The sequence below is a fragment of the Microbacterium sp. 22303 genome (assembly GCF_052045265.1).
Lineage (GTDB): Bacteria > Actinomycetota > Actinomycetes > Actinomycetales > Microbacteriaceae > Microbacterium.
The window spans coordinates 398,275-417,175 of sequence record NZ_JBQEOQ010000004.1; the positions used below are offsets into that span (position 1 = coordinate 398,275).

General features: G+C 69.4%; 19 protein-coding genes. 4 read left to right on the top strand and 15 right to left on the bottom strand.

Features of this window, described 5'->3' with window-relative positions:
* The first annotated feature begins 57 nt into the window (after window positions 1–57).
* Window positions 58–1,974: a DUF4012 domain-containing protein gene (locus ACTJI8_RS13845; RefSeq protein WP_440734012.1), complete on the top strand. Its 1,917-nt coding sequence runs from the start codon at window positions 58–60 to the stop codon at window positions 1,972–1,974.
* Between the two features lie 44 nt (window positions 1,975–2,018).
* Here ACTJI8_RS13845 and ACTJI8_RS13850 read toward each other — a convergent pair whose 3' ends face one another.
* The 4 genes from ACTJI8_RS13850 to truA all read right to left on the bottom strand — a co-directional run bounded on the left by ACTJI8_RS13850 (window position 2,019) and on the right by truA (window position 6,526).
* Entirely contained in the window at window positions 2,019–3,203 is a 1,185-nt protein-coding gene (locus ACTJI8_RS13850) for a hypothetical protein (RefSeq protein ID WP_440734013.1), read from the bottom strand.
* Window positions 3,204–3,339: 136 nt separating this feature from the next.
* Window positions 3,340–4,650 carry a UDP-glucose dehydrogenase family protein gene (locus ACTJI8_RS13855; protein WP_440734014.1) on the bottom strand — a complete coding sequence of 437 codons (1,311 nt, stop codon included), beginning with the start codon at window positions 4,648–4,650 and terminating at the stop codon, window positions 3,340–3,342.
* A 199-nt stretch (window positions 4,651–4,849) separates the two neighbouring features.
* Window positions 4,850–5,518, bottom strand: coding sequence for an endonuclease/exonuclease/phosphatase family protein (locus ACTJI8_RS13860; RefSeq protein ID WP_233312345.1), 669 nt, complete (start codon window positions 5,516–5,518; stop codon window positions 4,850–4,852).
* A gap of 81 nt (window positions 5,519–5,599) precedes the next feature.
* A complete protein-coding gene (truA, locus tag ACTJI8_RS13865) occupies window positions 5,600–6,526 on the bottom strand; it encodes a tRNA pseudouridine(38-40) synthase TruA (protein ID WP_440734015.1) in 927 nt (308 codons plus the stop codon).
* A 255-nt stretch (window positions 6,527–6,781) separates the two neighbouring features.
* On the opposite strand from truA, the gene ACTJI8_RS13870 reads away from it, so the two are divergent.
* On the top strand, window positions 6,782–8,356 hold the full coding sequence (locus tag ACTJI8_RS13870; RefSeq protein WP_440734016.1) for an AMP-binding protein: 1,575 nt from the start codon (window positions 6,782–6,784) through the stop codon (window positions 8,354–8,356).
* Window positions 8,357–8,471: 115 nt separating this feature from the next.
* On the opposite strand, the gene ACTJI8_RS13875 is transcribed toward ACTJI8_RS13870, so the two are convergent.
* On the bottom strand, window positions 8,472–8,969 hold the full coding sequence (locus ACTJI8_RS13875; RefSeq protein ID WP_440734017.1) for a GtrA family protein: 498 nt from the start codon (window positions 8,967–8,969) through the stop codon (window positions 8,472–8,474).
* A 163-nt stretch (window positions 8,970–9,132) separates the two neighbouring features.
* Between ACTJI8_RS13875 and ACTJI8_RS13880 the strand changes: the two genes are divergently transcribed.
* Window positions 9,133–9,999, top strand: a complete 867-nt coding sequence (locus ACTJI8_RS13880) for a glycosyltransferase family 2 protein (protein ID WP_440734018.1) — start codon at window positions 9,133–9,135, stop codon at window positions 9,997–9,999.
* Entirely contained in the window at window positions 9,996–11,579 is a 1,584-nt protein-coding gene (locus ACTJI8_RS13885; RefSeq protein WP_440734019.1) for a hypothetical protein, read from the top strand. Before ACTJI8_RS13880 ends, ACTJI8_RS13885 begins: the two co-directional genes overlap by 4 nt.
* A gap of 324 nt (window positions 11,580–11,903) precedes the next feature.
* On the opposite strand, the gene rplQ is transcribed toward ACTJI8_RS13885, so the two are convergent.
* From rplQ to secY, 10 genes are all read right to left on the bottom strand, one after another.
* Window positions 11,904–12,593 carry a 50S ribosomal protein L17, sunset domain variant gene (gene rplQ, locus ACTJI8_RS13890; protein ID WP_440734020.1) on the bottom strand — a complete coding sequence of 230 codons (690 nt, stop codon included), beginning with the start codon at window positions 12,591–12,593 and terminating at the stop codon, window positions 11,904–11,906.
* A gap of 66 nt (window positions 12,594–12,659) precedes the next feature.
* Window positions 12,660–13,649 (bottom strand): DNA-directed RNA polymerase subunit alpha, encoded by a 990-nt coding sequence (locus tag ACTJI8_RS13895; protein ID WP_233312352.1) that lies wholly within the window; start codon window positions 13,647–13,649, stop codon window positions 12,660–12,662.
* A 126-nt stretch (window positions 13,650–13,775) separates the two neighbouring features.
* Window positions 13,776–14,174 (bottom strand): 30S ribosomal protein S11, encoded by a 399-nt coding sequence (gene rpsK, locus ACTJI8_RS13900; RefSeq protein ID WP_017829189.1) that lies wholly within the window; start codon window positions 14,172–14,174, stop codon window positions 13,776–13,778.
* A gap of 27 nt (window positions 14,175–14,201) precedes the next feature.
* On the bottom strand, window positions 14,202–14,576 hold the full coding sequence (gene rpsM, locus ACTJI8_RS13905) for a 30S ribosomal protein S13 (protein WP_440734021.1): 375 nt from the start codon (window positions 14,574–14,576) through the stop codon (window positions 14,202–14,204).
* Between the two features lie 184 nt (window positions 14,577–14,760).
* Window positions 14,761–14,877, bottom strand: a complete 117-nt coding sequence (rpmJ, locus tag ACTJI8_RS13910) for a 50S ribosomal protein L36 (RefSeq protein WP_005050492.1) — start codon at window positions 14,875–14,877, stop codon at window positions 14,761–14,763.
* A 66-nt stretch (window positions 14,878–14,943) separates the two neighbouring features.
* Window positions 14,944–15,165, bottom strand: coding sequence for a translation initiation factor IF-1 (gene infA, locus ACTJI8_RS13915; RefSeq protein WP_017201569.1), 222 nt, complete (start codon window positions 15,163–15,165; stop codon window positions 14,944–14,946).
* 146 nt (window positions 15,166–15,311) lie between these two features.
* Window positions 15,312–15,983: a DsbA family protein gene (locus tag ACTJI8_RS13920; protein ID WP_440734022.1), complete on the bottom strand. Its 672-nt coding sequence runs from the start codon at window positions 15,981–15,983 to the stop codon at window positions 15,312–15,314.
* Between the two features lie 128 nt (window positions 15,984–16,111).
* Window positions 16,112–16,963, bottom strand: a complete 852-nt coding sequence (gene map / locus ACTJI8_RS13925) for a type I methionyl aminopeptidase (RefSeq protein WP_440734023.1) — start codon at window positions 16,961–16,963, stop codon at window positions 16,112–16,114.
* A gap of 1 nt (window position 16,964) precedes the next feature.
* Entirely contained in the window at window positions 16,965–17,579 is a 615-nt protein-coding gene (locus ACTJI8_RS13930) for an adenylate kinase (protein ID WP_440734024.1), read from the bottom strand.
* Window positions 17,576–18,898 carry a preprotein translocase subunit SecY gene (gene secY, locus ACTJI8_RS13935; RefSeq protein ID WP_233312356.1) on the bottom strand — a complete coding sequence of 441 codons (1,323 nt, stop codon included), beginning with the start codon at window positions 18,896–18,898 and terminating at the stop codon, window positions 17,576–17,578. Before secY ends, ACTJI8_RS13930 begins: the two co-directional genes overlap by 4 nt.
* Between the last annotated feature and the right edge of the window lie 3 nt (window positions 18,899–18,901).

Sequence of the window (18,901 nt, forward strand, 5' to 3'; positions counted from 1 at the left end):
CCAAATCGACGCCGCGCGACCATGGCTTGCAGCCCGCCGGATCCCTAGACTCGCACCGTGCCATCCCGACACGAAGAACGTGGGGCGCGCCCGGCTCCCGAGAACTCTTCACCCGAATCGGACGACACACTCGCACGCCTTCTCGTCGACGCGGATCCCGAGCACGAGAAATCCAAGAAGAGATACCGTCGGCCTCTCCTGAAGAGCGCGCGGTTCTGGGTGCCGATCGCGATCCTGCTCGTGCTCATCGGGCTCGCCATCGGCGGATTCCTCGCGGCGAAGCAGCTGTACGGGCACGCGATGGCGGCGAAGGCCGACCTCGAGAAGGCGATCCCGCTCGTCGACACCGTGCAGCAGCAGATGCTCGACGGCAACACCGCCGGGGCCAAGGCCACGATCGCGCAGATCTCCCAGCTGACCGCCGCCGCCGAGAAGGAGACCACCGGCCGACTGTGGAAGAGCGCGGAGTGGGTGCCGGTGGCCGGGCCGAACCTCGTTGCGGCGCGCGTGGTCGCCGGATCCGTCAACGACCTCGTCGCCAACGCGATCACGCCGCTCACCGCGATCGACCTGAAGGCGCTGATGCCGAAGGACGGCGGCATCGACGTCGCCAACCTGTCCAAGCTCGCCGCCACGATCGAGACGGCGAACAAGAGCGTCACCCGGATCCGGACGGCCCTCGACACGCTCGACCGCTCCGCTCTCGTGCCCCAGGTCGCCTCGGGCGTCGCCCAGCTCGACGCCGCAATGGCGAAGATCGAACCCGCCGTGACCCCGATCCACAACGCGCTCACTATCCTGCCGAAGGCCCTCGGCGCGAACGGTCCGCAGCACTACCTGCTGATCTTCCAGAACAACGCTGAGTCGCGGGGCACCGGCGGCAACCCCGCCGCGATCACGATGCTGACGGCGGAGAACGGCAAGATCTCCGTGACGCAGCAGGCCAACTCCACGGACTTTCAGAACGGCCGGCCGGATCCGATCATCCCGCTGAACCCCGAGACCGAGGCCCTCTACGGCAACAAGATCGGCCGCTACATCCAGGACGCCACGCTCTCCCCCGACTTCAGCGAGACCGCGCAGATCGTGCGCGCCTGGTGGGCGGAGACATACGGCACCCCCGTCGATGCCGTCGCGTCGATGGATCCGGTCGCCCTCGGCTACCTGCTGCGCGCCATCGGTCCGGTGACGATGCCCACTCCGTTCGGCGAGACCATCACGGCTGACAACGCCGTGCCGCTACTGCTGAACGAGGTGTACGCGAAGTATCCGGACCCCGCCACGCAGGACGCTTTCTTCGCAGCCGCGGCGCGGAGCGTGTTCGATGCACTCCTCACCACGCACGCCGACCCCAAAGCGCTGCTGACCGCGCTTGTCCAGGCGTCGAACGAGGGGCGCCTGATGTACTCCCCCGGCGACGATGCGCAGGCGAAGATGCTGGCCGGCACCCCGGTGGGCGGCAACATGCCCACCGACAACGCGAAGACCACCGATCTCGGCGTCTACCTCGACGACCTCACAGCGAGCAAGCTCGACTTCTACATGCAGATGGGCATCGCGGCGTCGAGCACGCAATGCGAGAAGCCCGATGCGCCCACGTTCACCAGCACGGTCACTCTGCAGAACACGCTCGACCCCGCCACGGTCCCCGGCCTGCCTCCGTATGTCGACCCGGGGCTCTTCTTCCCCAAGGGCCACGCCTCCACCGACGTGTACGTGTACGGACCGGTCGGATCCACGCTCGTGGGGGTCACCGTCGACGGTCAGCCCGTCGCGGTGTCGGGGCTGCCGCACCTGGGCCGGTCGGTGGCGAAGGTCAACGTGCTGATGGCGCCCGGGCAGACCGCGACCATCGCGGCCTCGTTCAGCGCTCCCGCCGGCGCGTTCGGACCGCTCGAGGTGCGCCACACTCCGATGGTGAAGGCGACGCCCGTCACGATCGACACCCCGGGGTGCGTGCCGGCGAAGAAGTAGGCCTGCCTCGCGACCCGTCCCTCAGCGCGCCGAGCGGCTGAGGCTCACGGCGTCGGCAGGATGATCGGCGGACCGGTGGGCTGAGGATCGGTGGTCGGCGGCGGCGAGGACGGCTCCGTCGGCGGCGTGGTCGGCTCCGTCGTGATCCCGCTGTCCGTGCTCGTACCTCCGGTTCCGCCGGATCCGCCGGATCCATTCGACTCCGCCTCCGCGACGGCGCGCGCCTGGTCGGCGATGAGGGCGGCGAGCGCGTTGCGCCAGGCCTCCATGGCGGCGAACGGCGTCGGGCCGAACGGATCCGAAGCCGCCGCGGCTGCCGCCGTCTCGGTCACCGCGATGCGGAATGGCTCCGCGGCGTCGGGGTTATCGGCCACGGCCGTCGCGGCGAACACCGGGATCGACTGGCGGAACGTGGTGATCGCTCCGCGGAACCCTGCATTCGCGGCGGTGAGGGACGCGTTCGCTGCCGCGACGTCGCGCTCGAGCTGGTCCAGCGACGTGTTGGTCGCGCTCTTGCCAGCCGGCTTCGGCGCCTTCACCGCGGCGATCGCGGCGACATAGGCCTGACGTGCGGCTTCGGCGGCGAGCCGTGCGGACTCGTCGCTGGATCCGGCCATCGCCGCCAGCGGCGCCGTGAAGGAATCGGCGCGGGCCTGCGCGGCCGCCACGGCTGCCCCTAGCGCGTCGACCGAGTCGTTGACCTTCGCCACGCGCTCGGGGTCGACCGTCGCGCTCGGAGACGCCTGCACGGTCACGGGCGAGGACGCGGCCGGAGTCGCGAGGGCCCAGCCAGCGCCGGCGGCCGTGATCACGAGTCCCACCGCCATCGCGATCGCCTGCGGACGGGCGAACCCGTAGGTCTGGGCGTGCTGCGGCTCGGGGCGCGCGGGCAGGGGCGCGGGGAACGCATGCGTGTAGGGATGCGCGTCGATCTCGGCATCGTCGAAGAGGTGGCCCTCAGCCGTGTCGATGAGGGCGGTCGCGGGCGTCAGGTGCAGATCATCGACCGTATCCCGCGGAGCTGCCGGACGCGACTGCGACGGCGTCGGATCCGCGAACAGGTTCCCCACGTCGTCGTGATGGCCTTCGCCGGCCGACCGCTCGTCGTCGTGCTCATGCGAGAAGAGCGCCGAGAGATCGAAGGCACCCCCGTCACCGGGCTGCGAGCGTTCGCCGTTCGCAGCTCCTGCGGTGCCGGCCCCGTTCGGGGGCAGGTCATCGTCGGGCATCTGTCCCCGCCTTTCCCACGTCGACGCGGTACTCGACTCTATCGACAAAGCGGTACTGGCCTCACGAGGCCGCGGTTGCGGCGCGTGCGACAGGTGCGGCGGATCCGGCGGCCCTGCCATCTTCATTGCGCGCGGGCTACGGGCGACCCATGCCCAGGTACGTCCACCCCTCGGCGCGCCACGCGGCCGGATCCAGGCAGTTCCGTCCGTCGACGACGATGCGTCCCGGGGTCAGCGACGCGGCGTGCGCGGGGGTCAGCTCGCGGCGGTACAGGTCCCACTCCGTGACGAGCACGAGAGCCTCCGCCTTGCGGATCGCCTCGTCGCGGTCGCGCTTGTACTTCAGCTGCGGATGCAGGCGCTTCGCGTTCGGGATCGCCTCCGGATCCGTCACCGTCACCTTCGCCCCCAGCCCGCGCAACCGCATGGCGACGTCGAGCGCAGGCGAGTCGCGCACGTCGTCGCTGTGCGGTTTGAACGCGGCGCCCAGCATCGTGATGCGCCGCCCCACCACGCTGCCGCCTAACGCGTCGACCACGAGGCGCACGGCGTGCTCTCGGCGACGCAGGTTGATGGCGTCGACCTCGCGGAGGAACCCCACCGACGCCCCGCGTCCCAGTTCCTCCGCGCGCGCCGCGAACGCCCGGATGTCCTTCGGCAGGCAGCCGCCGCCGAATCCGATCCCCGCGCCGAGGAAGCGCCGGCCGATCCGCTCATCATGGCCGATTGCGTCGGCGAGCAGCGTGACGTCGGCGCCGGACGCCTCGGCGATCTCCGCCATCGCGTTGATGAACGAGATCTTTGTGGCGAGGAAGGCGTTGGCCGCGCCCTTCACGAGCTCGGCGGTGGCCAGGTCGGTGGCCAGGAACGGGCTGCCACTCGCGATCGCATCCGCATATGCCTCGCGGAGCATGTCGGTGGCGCGCGCCCCGTCGGCGTCCGCCGCGGCGCCGACCACGAGCCGGTCCGGGCGCAGCGTGTCATGCACCGCCCAGCCCTCGCGCAGGAACTCCGGGTTCCAGACCAGGGTCGCGCCGGTCTCGGCCACGCGCCCGGCGACCACCGCGGCGGTGCCGACGGGCACCGTGGACTTGCCCGCCACCACGTCTCCGGGCTGGAGGTGCGGAAGCAGCGCATCGAGCGCCGCGTGCACGAAGCGCAGGTCGGCGGCGGAGGAGTCCGGCTGCTGCGGGGTACCCACGGCGAGGAAGTGCACCTGCGCGCCACCGGCATCAGCGATATCCGCCGAGAACGTCAGGCGCCCGCTCGCCACGCTGCTCGCCAGCAGCTCGTCCAGCCCCGGTTCGAAGAAGGGGGCGCGTCCTGCGGCGAGCGCGGCGATCTTGGTCGGATCCGTGTCGATGCCGATCACCTCATGGCCGATCGACGCCATGGCCGCCGCGTGCACGGCGCCGAGATACCCGCAGCCGATCACAGACATCCGCATGAGGCCACATCACCGGATCCGCCTCTCCGGCACCCTGCATCCGGACGACGCGTCGGCGACGAGCCGGTGAACGGTTGGGTCTGGCCCAGCCGCCCGTGGATCCCCTCACCTTGCGTTCACTGGTCGCAGATTGCGGTTTAGATCGCGTCAATGCCGCAATACGCGACCACTGAACGGGCCCGCGCGCCCGGCGAGGCCCCTACTTCGGGGTCGCCGTCACCAGGATCGGCAGGTGGTCCGACTCCCCCTGCGGCAGAGTGCGCACCGACTCCACGACGAACCCCGACGCCGCGGCGAAGTCGTAGAACCCGCGGAACACCCGGTAGCGCGTGTACGTGTGCTGGTCGCTCATGACCAGCTCGTACCCGACGTCGCGCATGTGCTCGCTGAGCCGCTCCTTGAACACGGGGTAGTTGAAGTCGCCGACGATGAGCTGCGGCAGGCCCCAGCCGAGTTCGGAGAGCTCCGACAGCGCGGCGCGGATCTGGTCCCGTCGCAGCGCGTTGCGCGCGGTGAGCGGGGCGGCATGCAGCGATGCGACCAGGAAGTCCCGGCCGGCGTCGATGTCACGCAGCCGCACGCCCAGCAGCCGCTCGTGCGCGGGGCGAAGCACGTGATCGTGCAGCGACTTCTTCACGGAGACCGCCGCCATGTCGACGAGACGGAACGCGCTGGAGCGGTAGTAGATCGCAAGCCCCAGCCGGTTGCGCTGGGTGGTGTGCGCGAGCACCAGGCCCCCCGCCCGCTCCGGCAGCGACGCAGTGTCGCCCTCCTGCAGGCACAGCACGTCGGGGTCATGGGCGTCGACGAGGTCGTCGAGCTCATGCGCCGCGCGATGCTTGCGCAGGTTGTAGGAGATGATCCGCACGCCTCCACGCTACCCGCGCGGACTCCCGACTCCCTGGGCGGGCGCGCAGTATTCACGGGGTGTTACGGATCCGGATCCGGTTCAGTCGTCCTGGTCGCGGCGGTTGCGGGTCTGCTCGGCACGGGCGGCGAGCAGTTCGTCGGCGGGGTACCCGACCTCGGTCAGCGTGAGGCCGCGCGCGGCGAGCACCTTGAACGCGCTGGTGCGGGTGAGTTCGTCGCGCAGCCGAGCGAGGTCGGCGACCTCGAGGCGCCCCTCCCCCACGGCCGCGCACGCTCCGACCAGCGCGCGCACCATGCTGTGGCAGAAGGCGTCGGCCTTCACCTCGGCCACGAGCACGCCGGTCGCATCGCGCGTCCAGCGGTAGTCCAGCAGCGTGCGGATCGTGGTGCCCTCGTCGCGCGGCTTGCAGTACGCGGCGAAGTCGTGCAGGCCGATCAGGGTCTGTGCGGCGGCGTCCATGGCGCCCTCGTCCAGGGTGGCCTTGATCGTCGTGGTGTCGTGGCGCAACAGCGGGTCGTAGCCGGCCCGGGCGTCGGCGAGGCGATAGCGGTAGCGGCGCCACACCGCCGAGAAGCGCGCGTCGAAGCCCTCCGGCGCAAGCGCGGTGCGCGACACCGTGACGTCGGGGTAGTGCCCGAGCACCCCGCGGATCCGCGCCGCCAGCGACCCGGCCGGATCCGACGCTCCCCGCCCGTTGCGCGTGGCCACGCGGGCCCACTGCTGCTCGTCGAGGTCGACATGCGCGACCTGCCCCGTGGCGTGCACGCCGGCGTCGGTGCGTCCGGCGACGACGAGCCGCGGGCCGAGGCCCGTCTTCTCCCCCGGCGTCGCCGATCCGGCGCTGGTCGCGGAGTCGGATCCGTTCCCGCGCTCGATGGCCGCCGCGGGCCCGACGATGCGGGCGAGCGCGTCCTCGATCGTGCCCTGCACGGTCCGCAGACCCGGCTGCTTCGCCCAGCCCCGGAAGTGGGTGCCGTCATAGGCGATGTCGAGACGGATGCGCACGGATCAAGGGTACCCAGTGCCGTTCTGCTCACTGGTCGCATAGTGTCGTTGTCACGCCCGCTTGACCGCACTTCGCGACCAGTGAACCGCAGAGGCGGGCGCGCAGGATCGCCCCCATGGGAGCGGACAGGACGGATCCGTCCGGCTTCATCGTCACCCCAAAAGGACCCTGACACTCAGTCCCATATTGTGCGACACTGAATCGCAAGCGACGGCGGTGCCCGACCGCACGCGACCGAGATCGAAGGAGATCCCATGGTCAGCAGCATCCTCCCCGACGTCGAGATCCCCGCGGTCCCGATCCACGAGTATCTCTTCGGCGACATCTCCGAGCACGACCTCGACCGTGTCGCGCTGGTCGACGGCATGTCCGGAGCGGAGACCACCTACCGCCAGCTCATCGGGCAGATCGACCTCTTCGCCGGAGCCCTCGCCGCACGCGGCATCGGCGTGGGCGACGCGGTGGGCCTGCTCTGCCCGAATGTGCCGGCGTTCGCGACCGTGTTCCACGGCATCCTTCGTTCCGGCGCGACGGCCACCACGATCAACGCGCTCTACACGGCCGACGAGATCGCGAACCAGCTGCGCGACGCGTCCGCGTTCTGGCTGATCACGGTCAGCCCGCTGCTGCCGCAGGCCGAGGCCGCCGCCGCGCAGCTCGGTCTGCCCGCCGACCAGCTCATCGTCCTCGACGGCGCCGAGGGGCACCCCTCGCTGCGCGACCTGCTCTCCGAGGGCCACCACGCCCCGGCGATCACGTTCGACCCGGCCACGCACGTCGCCGTGCTGCCGTACTCCTCGGGAACCACCGGGCGCCCCAAGGGTGTGATGCTCACGCACCGCAACCTCGTCGCCAACGTCGCGCAGAGCACGGTCTCGATCGAGCTGAACGACGAGGACCGGATCCTCGCCGTGCTGCCCTTCTTCCACATCTACGGCATGACCGTGCTGCTCAACCTCGCCGTGCGGCTGCGCGCCACGCTCGTCACGATGCCGAAGTTCGACCTCGTCGAATTCCTGCGCATCATCGCGGAGCAGCGCACGAGCTGGCTGTTCATCGCGCCACCGATCGCCGTGGCGCTCGCCAAGCACCCGCTCGTCGCGCAGTACGACATGAGCGCGGTCAAGGTCGTGTTCTCGGGCGCCGCCCCGCTGGACGGCGCTCTCGCGCACGCGGTCGCCGAGCGGCTGGACTGCACCGTGCGGCAGGGCTACGGCATGACCGAGACCAGCCCGGTCACGCACACGATCCCGGTGGAGCGCGACGACATCGACCTCTCCTCGGTCGGGCTGCTGATCCCGAACACCGAGGCGCGCCTGCTCGGCGAGGACGGATCCGACGTGGTCGTGCCGGCCGAGGGTGCGAGCGAGCCCGGTGAGCTGCTCATCCGCGGACCGCAGGTCATGAAGGGCTACCTCAACCGCCCCGACGCCACCGCCGACATGCTGGACGCGGACGGCTGGCTGCACACCGGCGACGTCGCCACCGTGACCGCCGGCGGGGTGTTCCGGATCGTGGACCGCCTGAAGGAGCTCATCAAGTACAAGGGCTACCAGGTCGCGCCCGCCGTGCTGGAGGCCGTGCTGCTCGAGCACCCCGCGATCGCCGACGCCGCCGTGATCGGCGTCGCGGACGAGGACGGTCAGGAGGTGCCGAAGGCCTTCGTGGTGCTGCAGCCGGGCGCGGAGCTCGATGAGGAAGGCGTGAAGGCGCACGTCGCCGCGCACGTCGCCCCGCACGAGAAGGTGCGCATGGTGGAGTTCATCGACGCGATCCCGAAGTCCGCATCAGGCAAGATCCTGCGCAAGGACCTCCGCGCCCGGGCCTGAGCCTCGGATCCGCGCCCCTACGACGACGGAACCGGATCCCCCTCGCTGACTGGTCGCGAATTGCGGTCTTCAGCGCCGCTTGACGGCAATCTGCGACCAGCGAACGCCGGCCTGCTCAGTCGCCCGAGACAGCCCCGGAACGGTCATCGGATCCCGCAGTCTCGGCCGTCGCGTCCTTGGGCGTGTGCCGGAACACGATGTAGTGGTACAGCACGAAGCGCACCAGCACGATCACGGCGATGCTGCCGAGGTTGATCAGGTTCACGATCGGAAGGCTCGGAGCGTGGCCGGTGGCGCCCTGCACCACCTCGGCGCCGAGCCACACGATGCCCGCGCCGAGCAGGGTGCAGACAAGGTTGACTGCGAGGAAGAGCACGATCTCGGCGACGCGTCCGCGCCGGTCGCGTCCGCGGAACGCCCACTCGCGATTGCCGATGTACGCGTTGATCAGCGCGACCAGGCTCGCGGCGATCTTGCCGACGACGAGGTCCCACCCGAAGACGAAGACGAAGAGGTTGAATGCTCCGACCTCGATGAGCGTGCTGATGCCGCCGACGATCAGGAAGCGGGTGCCGACTCCCGCCAGACGGCGCAACCGGGAGCGGCGATCCATAGCCCTACTAGAATACCCGGGGGACGGTGCGGCCCAGGACGCCTGGCATCAACGGGGCGGATCCCCGCTCCTCCCTCGCGAAGACTCCGCCGGTGCTGCCGTGGCGCCGACGGGTCCCGCCCCGGCCCACCACGGGCCCTCCAGGAGAAGGCTCGAGGTTCGAGTGCAGTACGCCCACCTGGCCGTCGTGATGCCGGCCTACAACGAGGCCGAGGGCATCGGCGGCTTCATCGACGAGATCCGCACCGCCGTCGCCCCGCTCGCCGAGCGCGTGAGCTTCGTCGTCGCCGACGACCGCTCCACCGACGGCACCGCCACCGCCCTCGCCGGCCTCCCCGACGTCGACGTGCAGACCCAGCCGGCCAACCGCGGCCACGGCCCCACCGCCCTCGCCGCGTACCGCGCCGGCCTCGCGCTGTCCCCCGACGCGCTCGTGCACGTCGACGGCGACGGGCAGTTCCTCGGATCCGAGATCGCCTCCGCCGTGCGCGCGCTGAGCAGCACCGGCGCAGATGTCGTGCACGGCGTGCGCCACTCCCGCACCGACGCCTGGTACCGCCGCCTGCTCACCGCCGGTGTGCGGCTGCTCACCGGCGCGATCGTCGGACGCGGCGTGCCCGACGTGAACACCCCCCTGCGCGTGTACCGCCCCGAGGCGCTGCAGATCCTCGTGAACGCCGTACCCTCCGACGCCCTCGTGCCGCACGTGCACTTCTCCCTCGGCGAGGTGCGCGCCGGATTCGCGGTGCGCTACCTGCGCGTGCGCAGCATCCCGCGCCGTGGCAGCTCCAGCACCGGCACGATGTGGGGCAAGGTCGCACGCCCGTCGCTGCCGCCCAAGAAGCTCGTGCTCTTCGCGCTCAGCGCCCTGCGCGAGGCGTGGATGTGGTCACTGCGCCCCGGCGCCCCGCTGCGGGCGCTCGAGCTCGAGGGGCTCCCGGCGCCGCGTGCCCCTCGCACCGCCGCGTCCGACGAGGGATCCGCAGCTCCCGACGAGGCTGGTGCCGACGAGGGATCCGGATCCGCATGACTCGTCGCCTCTCCGGAATCGCATTCTGGATCCTGCTCGGGCTGCTCCTCGTCGCGAACGCGATCGTGATGTGGCACAGCCTGACAGCGCTGCGATTCTGGGAGGACGAGGCCTTCAACCTCACCGTGCCGCGGAACCTGCTGGCCGGCCTCGGCTACACCAGCGACGGCACACTGTCGGGCTCGACCCTGACGCCGTTCGATCCGCGGATCTCCACCGGTCCGGTCGTGCTGCTGCCGGTCGCCGGAGTGCTCGCGTTCGGCGTGGATCCGGTGATCGGCGCGCGACTCGTGCCGCTCGCGTACTGGATGCTCCTGCTCGCCGGGCTCGGAGTGCTCGGACGATGCATCGCCGGCCGCTTCGGCGCGCTGATCGCCGTGGCGCTGCCGCTCGCGTTCAACACGGCCGACAGCGTCTCCCCGATCCAGGGCCCGGCGGACCTGCTCGGCGAGATCGCCGCGGCCGCGCTCATCGTGTGGGCGCTGATCGTGCTGCCGCGCCGCGCGTGGCTCGCGGGGCTGCTACTGGGGCTCGCCGTGCAGGCGAAGCTCATCGCACTGCTCGCGCTGCCCGCATTCGCCGTGGCGCTGTTCCTGCTCACGCCCGCCGCGCCGTTCTGGCCGCGCCTGGTCGCGGCCCTGCGCCGCAGCGTGGTGCCGCTGGTCTTCGTGGCCACGCCGACGGTGCTCATGGAGCTGATCGCGCTCGCCTCGATGGGCTTCACGGGCTACGTGCGGCACGTGCGCGCGCTGGGTGGGTTCCTGCTCAGCGGCGGCCAGCACATCGAGCCGACCACGGTGCCGCAGAAGCTCGGGACCCTGGCCGGATCCTGGTTCGTACCGTGGTGGCTCGTCGCGGTCGCCGTGGTGCTCGCGACCGTCGCGGTGGTGTGGGCCGCGGTGCCCGCCCGGGGCGATGCCGTCGACATCCGGCCCCTGAGCCTGTCGAAGGGCTCGGAACTCGGCCGCGCCTCGTCCGCCCCGGCCGCGGCCGTGCCGGATCCGCAGCGCCCGAGCTGGTGGGAGCGGGATCCGCAGTTACTCGCGCTCGGGTTCGGATCGGCCGTGGGCCTGCTCGCCTTCGTCGGCTGGTGGTCGCAGGCGGCGCAGCTGCCGTTGTGGGTGCGCCACCCCGCGGTCGGCGTGTTCGCGTTCGCCCCGATCCTCGCCGCGATCGCTGTCCGCGCCGTAGGGGCGCTCTGGCGGCGGCGCGGGAACGTGGTGACCCCAGCCCTCACGCGGATCGTCGCCGTCGCCGTGGCGGCGGTTCTGGCCGTGGTGGTGACCGGAGGCGTCGTCGGCGACACGGTGCGCACCGCGCAGCCGCCAACCACCCAGACCCTGGATCAGCAGCGCGCCGCGGTCGCCCCCCTCGCCGCATGGGTGCGCGAGAACGACGTGCAATGGCTCGCCGCGAAGCCCTGGGGCTGGCCGGTGTCGTCGGTGGTGCTGACCGGAGCGCACGTCGGCCTGTTCGACGCTCCCGCGATGCAGCACACCCGCACGCTCACGCCCGAACCCTGCGCCGGTGGGTCTCCCCTCGTCGCATCGGCCGGCGCGAACATCTGCCCCGCGCCCTGACCGGATCCGGATCCGCCCCTCGGGAGTTCACCCGCCCACGCCTCCCACACGCGCTCCACTTCCGCTCCCTGGTCGCAGATTGCGGCTTCGCGCTCGCCATGACCGCAATACGCGACCAGCGAGCAGCAGAGGGGGATCCGCCCCTCGACCTTCACTGGTCGCAGATTGCGGCTTCGCCCTCGTCATGACCGCAATACGCGACCAGCGAGCGCCACGGGCAACCACCGAACAGCACGGCGACCGCTGAACAGCACGCCCCACCCCAGACAACGACGAAGCCCGCCGCCCCACATGGGGGCGACGGGCTTCAGAACGCGAGCTGGCTTACTTGCCGGCCTCCACGAAACCGGCGGCCTCAGCGGCCTCCGCCGTGCGGAAGTACACCTCGGCGACAGTGGCGTCGTACCACTGGCCATCGGGGCGGTGGAACTTCATCGAGTCCTTGTTGCCCTTGATGTCGAAGCCTTCGGGGGCGGAGCCGTCCTCGAGCGGAGCAGCGGAGTCCTCACCGAAGCCGCCGTCGACGAGCGCAGCCGGAGCAGCGGTCTCCTCGACCTCGGCCTCGACGACCTCGGCCGGAGCCTCGGCGACGGGCTCAGCAGCCTTCTTGGCGGCGGCCGGCTTCGCAGCGGCCTTCTTCACCTTGGGGGTGACGGGCTCGAGCACGAGCTCGATGACGGCCATGGGCGCGTTGTCACCCTTGCGGTTGCCGACCTTGGTGATGCGGGTGTAGCCGCCCTCACGCTCGGCGACGAGCGGCGCGATCTCGGCGAACAGGATGTGCGTCGCCTCCTTGTTGCTGCGCAGCACCGTCAGCACGCGACGGCGCGCGTGCAGGTCGCCGCGCTTGGCGAAGGTGACGAGACGCTCGGCCAGCGGACGCAGGCGCTTGGCCTTGGTCTCGGTGGTCTTGATCGACTTGTGAAGGAACAGCTGTGCGGCGAGGTTCGCGAGCAGCAGACGCTCGTGGGCCGGGCCGCCTCCGAGGCGGGGACCCTTGGTGGGCTTAGGCATTGTTCTTACTCCTGGATCGGAAAGGTTCGAGTCAGCTGGCCACTGCCAGATGACAGAACGGGTAGGTCAGAAGGACTCGTCTTCGGAGCCGCCGTAGAAGTGGGCGCCGTCGAAACCGGGCACCGAATCCTTCAGCGACAGGCCGAGCGAGACGAGCTTGTCGCGCACCTCGTCCACCGACTTCTGTCCGAAATTGCGGATGTTCATGAGCTGCGTCTCCGAGAGGGCGACGAGCTCGGACACCGTGTTGATGCCTTCACGCTTGAGGCAGTTGTACGAGCGGACCGACAGATCGAGATCCTCGATCGGCATCGACAGCTCGTTCGAGAGCACGGCCTCGACCGGCGCGGGGCCGATCTCGATGCCCTCAGCCTCGACGTTCAGCTCGCGGGCGAGGCCGAACAGCTCGGTCAGCGTGCGACCGGCCGAGGCCACGGAGTCGCGCGGGATGATCGAGTTCTTGGTCTCGACGTCCAGCACGAGCTTGTCGAAGTCGGTGCGCTCGCCGGCGCGGGTGGCGTCGACGCGGTAGCTGACCTTGAGCACGGGCGAGTAGATCGAGTCGATCGGGATCTGGCCCGCCTCGGCGTACTCGCTGCGGTTCTGAGCTGCGGAGACGTAGCCACGGCCACGCTCGATGGTGAGCTCGAGCTCGAACTTGGCGGTCTCGTTGAGGGTCGCGATGACCAGCTCGGGGTTGTGCACCTCGACACCGGCCGGGGCGGAGATGTCCGCCGCGGTGACCTCGCCGGCGCCCGTCTTGCGCAGGTAGGCGGTGATGGGCTCGTCGCGCTCCGAGGAGACGACCAGCTGCTTGATGTTGAGGATGATCTCGGTGACATCCTCCTTCACACCGGGGATGGTGCTGAACTCGTGGAGGACGCCGTCGATGCGGACGCTCGTGACGGCCGCGCCGGGGATCGAGGAGAGCAGGCTGCGACGCAGCGCGTTGCCGATCGTGTAACCGAAGCCGGGCTCAAGCGGCTCGATGACGAACCGGCTGCGGTTCTCGGAGATCTTTTCCTCGGTGAGAGTGGGACGCTGTGCGATGAGCACTGTGTGTTCCTTTCGATCACGTGCCCGCTATATGACACGTGTGGGTGAGGTCTTGAGTTGTGGAGGAAACGCGGGTGAGGATCCCCGGTCTCGACAGGATCGAGATCCGAGGATCCTCAGAACGCGTCAGACGCGACGGCGCTTCGGCGGACGGCAGCCGTTGTGCGCCTGAGGCGTCACATCCTGGATCGAACCCACCTCGAGGCCTGCGGCCTGCAGCGAGCGGATCGCGGTCTCGCGGCCGGAGCCCGGACCCTTGACGAGGACGTCGACCTTCTTCACACCGTGCTCGGCAGCCTGACGGGCGGCCGACTCCGCGGCCATGCCGGCGGCGTACGGGGTGGACTTGCGGGAGCCCTTGAAGCCCACGCCACCGGACGAGGCCCAGGCGATGACAGCGCCGGACGGGTCGGTGATCGAGACGATGGTGTTGTTGAACGTCGACTTGATGTGGGCCTGGCCCAGCGCGATGTTCTTCTTTTCCTTGCGGCGCGGCTTGCGCGCGGCGGCCTTGGGTGCAGCCATGAAAGTGTTCTCCTATTCCCTGGCCGCTTAGCGGGCCTTCTTCTTGCCGGCGACGGTGCGCTTGGGGCCCTTGCGGGTACGCGCGTTGGTCTTGGTGCGCTGACCGCGGACCGGCAGGCCGCGACGGTGACGGATGCCCTCGTAGGAGCCGATCTCGACCTTGCGGCGGATGTCGGCGGCGACCTCACGGCGGAGGTCACCCTCCACCTTGTAGGTGCCTTCGATGTGGTCGCGGAGGGCGACGAGCTGGTCGTCGGAGAGGTCCTTGACGCGGATCGACTCGTCGATCTCGGTGGCCTTGAGGATCTCGACCGAGCGGGTACGGCCGATGCCGTAGATGTACGTGAGGGCGATCACCACGCGCTTGTCGCGCGGGATGTCGACGCCGGCAAGACGTGCCATGCGGTAACTCCTGGAGTGTTGTGGAGGTGTGGAGCAGGATCGGTGCCCGGGCCTCCGCCCGAGGTGTCAGCTTCTCGCGGCCGCCGGCCGGTTCCCCGGTCGCTGAGCCTGTCGAAGCGTCTGATCCTGCCTGTTTCAGATATTGAGTTGTGGATTGCGAGAGCGACGGGACGGAGCCCGGCGATCAGCCCTGGCGCTGCTTGTGGCGCGGGTTGCTCTTGCAGATCACCATGACGCGGCCGTGACGACGGATCACCTTGCAGTGGTCGCAGATGGGCTTGACGCTGGGGTTGACCTTCATGTTGTTTCCTTATCGCTGTCTTCACCGGGCAGGCGCGAGCGCCTGGGGTGTTACTTCTCGACCGGTCTAGCGGTAGCGGTAGACGATGCGGCCGCGCGTGAGGTCGTAGGGAGAGAGCTCCACGACGACGCGGTCCTCGGGGATGATGCGGATGTAGTTCTGCCGCATCTTGCCGGAGATCGTGGCGAGGACCTTGTGTCCGTTGCTCAGCTCAACGCGGAACATCGCGTTGGGGAGAGCCTCGGAAATCACGCCCTCGATCTCGATGACACCGTCTTTCTTAGCCATAGCCTCGCTGACGCTTCTGCAGACCGGTCGATCTGCGGTGGGTGGGTGGTGGTGGAACTGTGCGGATCCGGACACGCCGGACCAAGGCGCAAAGCACCAAAGATCTATGGTAGTCCGGATCCGCGGATCCGCAAAATGCGGAGCTGTTACTTCTGGTCGACGATCTTCTGCAGCTTGGCGACGTCGGCCTGCTTGCTCGTGTCGAGACGCTCGCCGTTGATCTCGATCGTCGGCGTCCCCTGGATCTTGTGCGCGGTGGCCTGCGCCGTCGGGAACTTGAAGAACGTGTTCGCCTTGATGACCGCCTCGGCCTTGTCGGCGCCGACCTGCTTCGCGTAGTCGATCAGCTGCTGATCGGTGAGGCCGGGGGTGTTCTCGGTCGGCTGGTTCTCGAACAGGATGTTCAGGTAGTCCAGGAACTTGTCCGGGTTCTCCTGCGCGACGGCGTACGCTGCGGAAGCCGCACGCGAGGAGTAGTTGGTGCCCTGCGAGAAGCGGTCCAGGATCGCGATCGGGTGGTACTCGAGCGTGATCTTGTCCTCCTTCGCGAGCGCCTGCAGCTGCGACCCGTACTGGGTCTCGAACTGCTTGCAGATGGGGCACTGGAAGTCGACGTACAGCGCGACCTTGTCCTTGCCCTTGCCGGTGGTGACGGCGCCGGTGTCGGAGTTGACGATCGCGCTCTTCGGCGCGGCACCCGGGTCCGTGGCCTTGTTGTTCAGGTACACGACGACGCCGACAAGTGCGATGAGCACGGCGACGACCGCCGCGGTGATTCCGATGGCGAACCCGTTGGTCCTGCCCTTGGCAGTGGCCATGTCTGTGTCTCCTTGTCCAGACCCGCCCGGCGGATCCGCTCAGCTATGTCTTCCCATTGTGCCGTGCGAAGCCTTTGAGGTCCGTGGGAGCACTCCCCGGGGCGCGCGGGGCAGGTCGACGCTCGGTGCTACGCGATCGGCGCGGGGGTGATCCCGAAGGCGGCGAGGCCTGCCGCTCCCCCGTCGGCGGCGGTCAGCACCCAGATGCCGTCGTCATGCAGAGCGACGCTGTGCTCCCAGTGCGAGCCGTCGGATCCGTCGGTCGTGGTGACGGTCCAGTCGTCGTCCTCGACGTAGGTCTGCTCGGAACCCGCGGTGACCATGGGCTCGATCGCGAGCACGAGGCCCGGGCGCACCTCGGCGCCGCGGTCCGGGGTCCGGTAGTTGAACAGACTCGGCGCCTCGTGCATCTTGCGGCCGATGCCGTGTCCGACGTACTCGCGCAGGATGCCGTAGGGCTTCCCCGAGACCGCCGAGGGACCCGCGGCGAGGATGTGGTCCTCGATGGCCGCGGAGATGTCCCCCAGGTGCTTTGCCGAGGCCATCGCGGCGATACCGGCCCACATGGATCCCTCGGTCACGTCAGAAAGCGTCTGACGTGCGCCGAACGACGCGGAAGGAGACGGATCCGGGACGATGACCGTGATGGCGCTGTCGCCGTTCCAGCCGCGGAACTGAGCCCCGCAGTCGATCGAGACGATGTCGCCGGGCTGCAGCACGCGGGATCCGGGGATCCCGTGCACGACCTGGTCGTTGACCGAGATGCAGGTGGTGTGCCGGTAGCCGCGCACGAGCTTGAAGTTCGACTCGGCGCCGCGATCCAGGATCACGCGCTCGGCGATCGCGTCGAGCTCGCCCGTCGTGATGCCGGGGCGCACGGCGGCACGCACCGCGGTGAGCGCCGCACCGGTGATCAGACCGGGCTCGACCATCGCCTCGAGCTGGGCGCGGCTCTTGTAGATGGAGCGGCGGAACGCCACGTCAGACCGCAGCCGTGCGCACGAGCCCGCGGGCGTTCAGCGCCGCGAAGACGCGCTCGGTGATCTCGTCCAGGCTGCCGACGCCGTCGATCCTGTCCACGATGCCACGCGCGCCGTACACGTCGAGGATCGGGGCGGTCTGCGCCTCGTAGATGTCCAGACGCTTCGCGATGGCCTCGGGGGTGTCGTCCCCGCGGCCCTGCTCCACCGCGCGCACGGTGATCCGGGCGATGCTCTCCTCGCGCGGCACGTCGAGCAGGATCACGGCGTCGAGTGCGGCGTCCGACTCGGCCAGGAACGCGTCGAGGTCTTCGACCTGCGCGGCGTTGCGGGGGTAGCCGTCGAGGAGGAAGCCGGCCTCGGCATCGGGCTGGGAGAGGCGGTCGCGCACGAGCGCGCCCGTCAGCTCATCCGAGACGAGGTCACCCGCGTCGAGGATCGCGGTGACCTGCTTGCCGAGCGGGGTGCCGTCCTTGATGTTGGCGCGGAAGATGTCGCCGGTGGAGACCACCGGAACACCGTAGGCCTCAGCGATCCGCACTCCCTGCGTACCCTTGCCGGAGCCCTGCGGGCCCACGATCAGCAGGCGTGCGGTGGAGGTTGCGGATGCTGTCATCGGAGAAGCCCTTCGTAGTGGCGCTGCTGCAGCTGTGCGTCGATCTGCTTCACCGTCTCCAGGCCGACGCCGACGATGATCAGGATCGACGCGCCGCCGAACGGGAAGTTCTGGTTCGCGCCGACCGTGGCCAGCGCGATCAGCGGGATCAGCGCGATGATGCCGAGGTAGAGGGATCCGGGCAGCGTGATGCGGGTGAGGACGTAGTCGAGGTACTCGGCCGTGGGGCGACCCGCCCGGATGCCGGGGATGAAGCCACCGTACTTCTTCATGTTGTCCGCGACCTCGGTCGGGTTGAACGTGATCGCGACGTAGAAGTACGTGAAACCGATGATCAGCAGGAAGTACGTGATCATGTAGATCGGGTGGTCGCCCTTGACGAAGTACGTCATGATCCAGGTCGCCCACGCCGGCGGCGTCTTGCCGTCCTGCGGGATGTTGAACTGCGCGACCAGCATCGGGATGTACAGCAGCGACGAGGCGAAGATGACCGGGATCACGCCCGCCATGTTCACCTTGATCGGGATGTAGGTGTTGGTGCCGCCGTAGGTGCGACGACCGACCATGCGCTTGGCGTACTGCACCGGGATGCGTCGCTGCGACTGCTCGATGAAGACGACCAGAGTCATCACGACGATGCCGACGAGCAGCACGAGCAGGAAGACCTCGAAGCCCTTCGTCTGCATGATGGCCCACATGGCGCCGGGGAAGGTCGCGGCGATCGAGGTGAAGATCAGCAGCGACATGCCGTTGCCGATGCCCTTCTCGGTGACGAGCTCGGCGAACCACATGATGAGGCCGGTGCCGGCCGTCAGCGTGATGATGAGCAGCAGCTGCGCCCACCACACGTCGTTGGTGAGCAGCTGGTTGCACGCGGCGACGCCGGTCTGGCCGAACAACTGGCCGGTGCGCGCGACGGTGACGAGAGTCGTGGACTGCAGCAGCGCCAGAGCGATGGTGACGTATCGCGTGTACTGGGTGAGCTTGGCCTGACCGGCCTGGCCCTCCTTGTGCAGCGCTTCGAAGTGCGGGATGACGACGCGCAGCAGCTGGGTGATGATCGAGGCCGTGATGTAGGGCATCACGCCGAGTGCGAAGATCGACAGCTTCAGCAGCGCGCCGCCGGAGAAGAGGTTGACGAGCCCGAGCAGGCCCTCGGTGCCGCTGTTCTGAGCGAGGCACTCGGAGACGTTCGGGAAGCTCACGAACGGAGCGGGCACGGTGGATCCAAGGCGGTAGATCGCGATGATCGCGATCGTGAAGCCGATCTTGCGTCGAAGATCAGGCGTGCGGAAGATCCGCGCGATGGCGCTGAACAAAAG

Coding starts and splice junctions, on each gene's coding strand:
- rpmJ (WP_005050492.1), bottom strand. CDS start 14,877: ATGAAGGTCAACCCCAGCGTCAAGCCCATCTGCGACCACTGCAAGGTG.
- ACTJI8_RS13885 (WP_440734019.1), top strand. CDS start 9,996: ATGACTCGTCGCCTCTCCGGAATCGCATTCTGGATCCTGCTCGGGCTG.
- ACTJI8_RS13870 (WP_440734016.1), top strand. CDS start 6,782: ATGGTCAGCAGCATCCTCCCCGACGTCGAGATCCCCGCGGTCCCGATC.
- ACTJI8_RS13920 (WP_440734022.1), bottom strand. CDS start 15,983: ATGGCCACTGCCAAGGGCAGGACCAACGGGTTCGCCATCGGAATCACC.
- ACTJI8_RS13855 (WP_440734014.1), bottom strand. CDS start 4,650: ATGCGGATGTCTGTGATCGGCTGCGGGTATCTCGGCGCCGTGCACGCG.
- infA (WP_017201569.1), bottom strand. CDS start 15,165: ATGGCTAAGAAAGACGGTGTCATCGAGATCGAGGGCGTGATTTCCGAG.
- ACTJI8_RS13930 (WP_440734024.1), bottom strand. CDS start 17,579: ATGACAGCATCCGCAACCTCCACCGCACGCCTGCTGATCGTGGGCCCG.
- ACTJI8_RS13850 (WP_440734013.1), bottom strand. CDS start 3,203: ATGCCCGACGATGACCTGCCCCCGAACGGGGCCGGCACCGCAGGAGCT.
- ACTJI8_RS13875 (WP_440734017.1), bottom strand. CDS start 8,969: ATGGATCGCCGCTCCCGGTTGCGCCGTCTGGCGGGAGTCGGCACCCGC.
- rplQ (WP_440734020.1), bottom strand. CDS start 12,593: ATGCCTAAGCCCACCAAGGGTCCCCGCCTCGGAGGCGGCCCGGCCCAC.
- rpsK (WP_017829189.1), bottom strand. CDS start 14,174: ATGGCTGCACCCAAGGCCGCCGCGCGCAAGCCGCGCCGCAAGGAAAAG.
- rpsM (WP_440734021.1), bottom strand. CDS start 14,576: ATGGCACGTCTTGCCGGCGTCGACATCCCGCGCGACAAGCGCGTGGTG.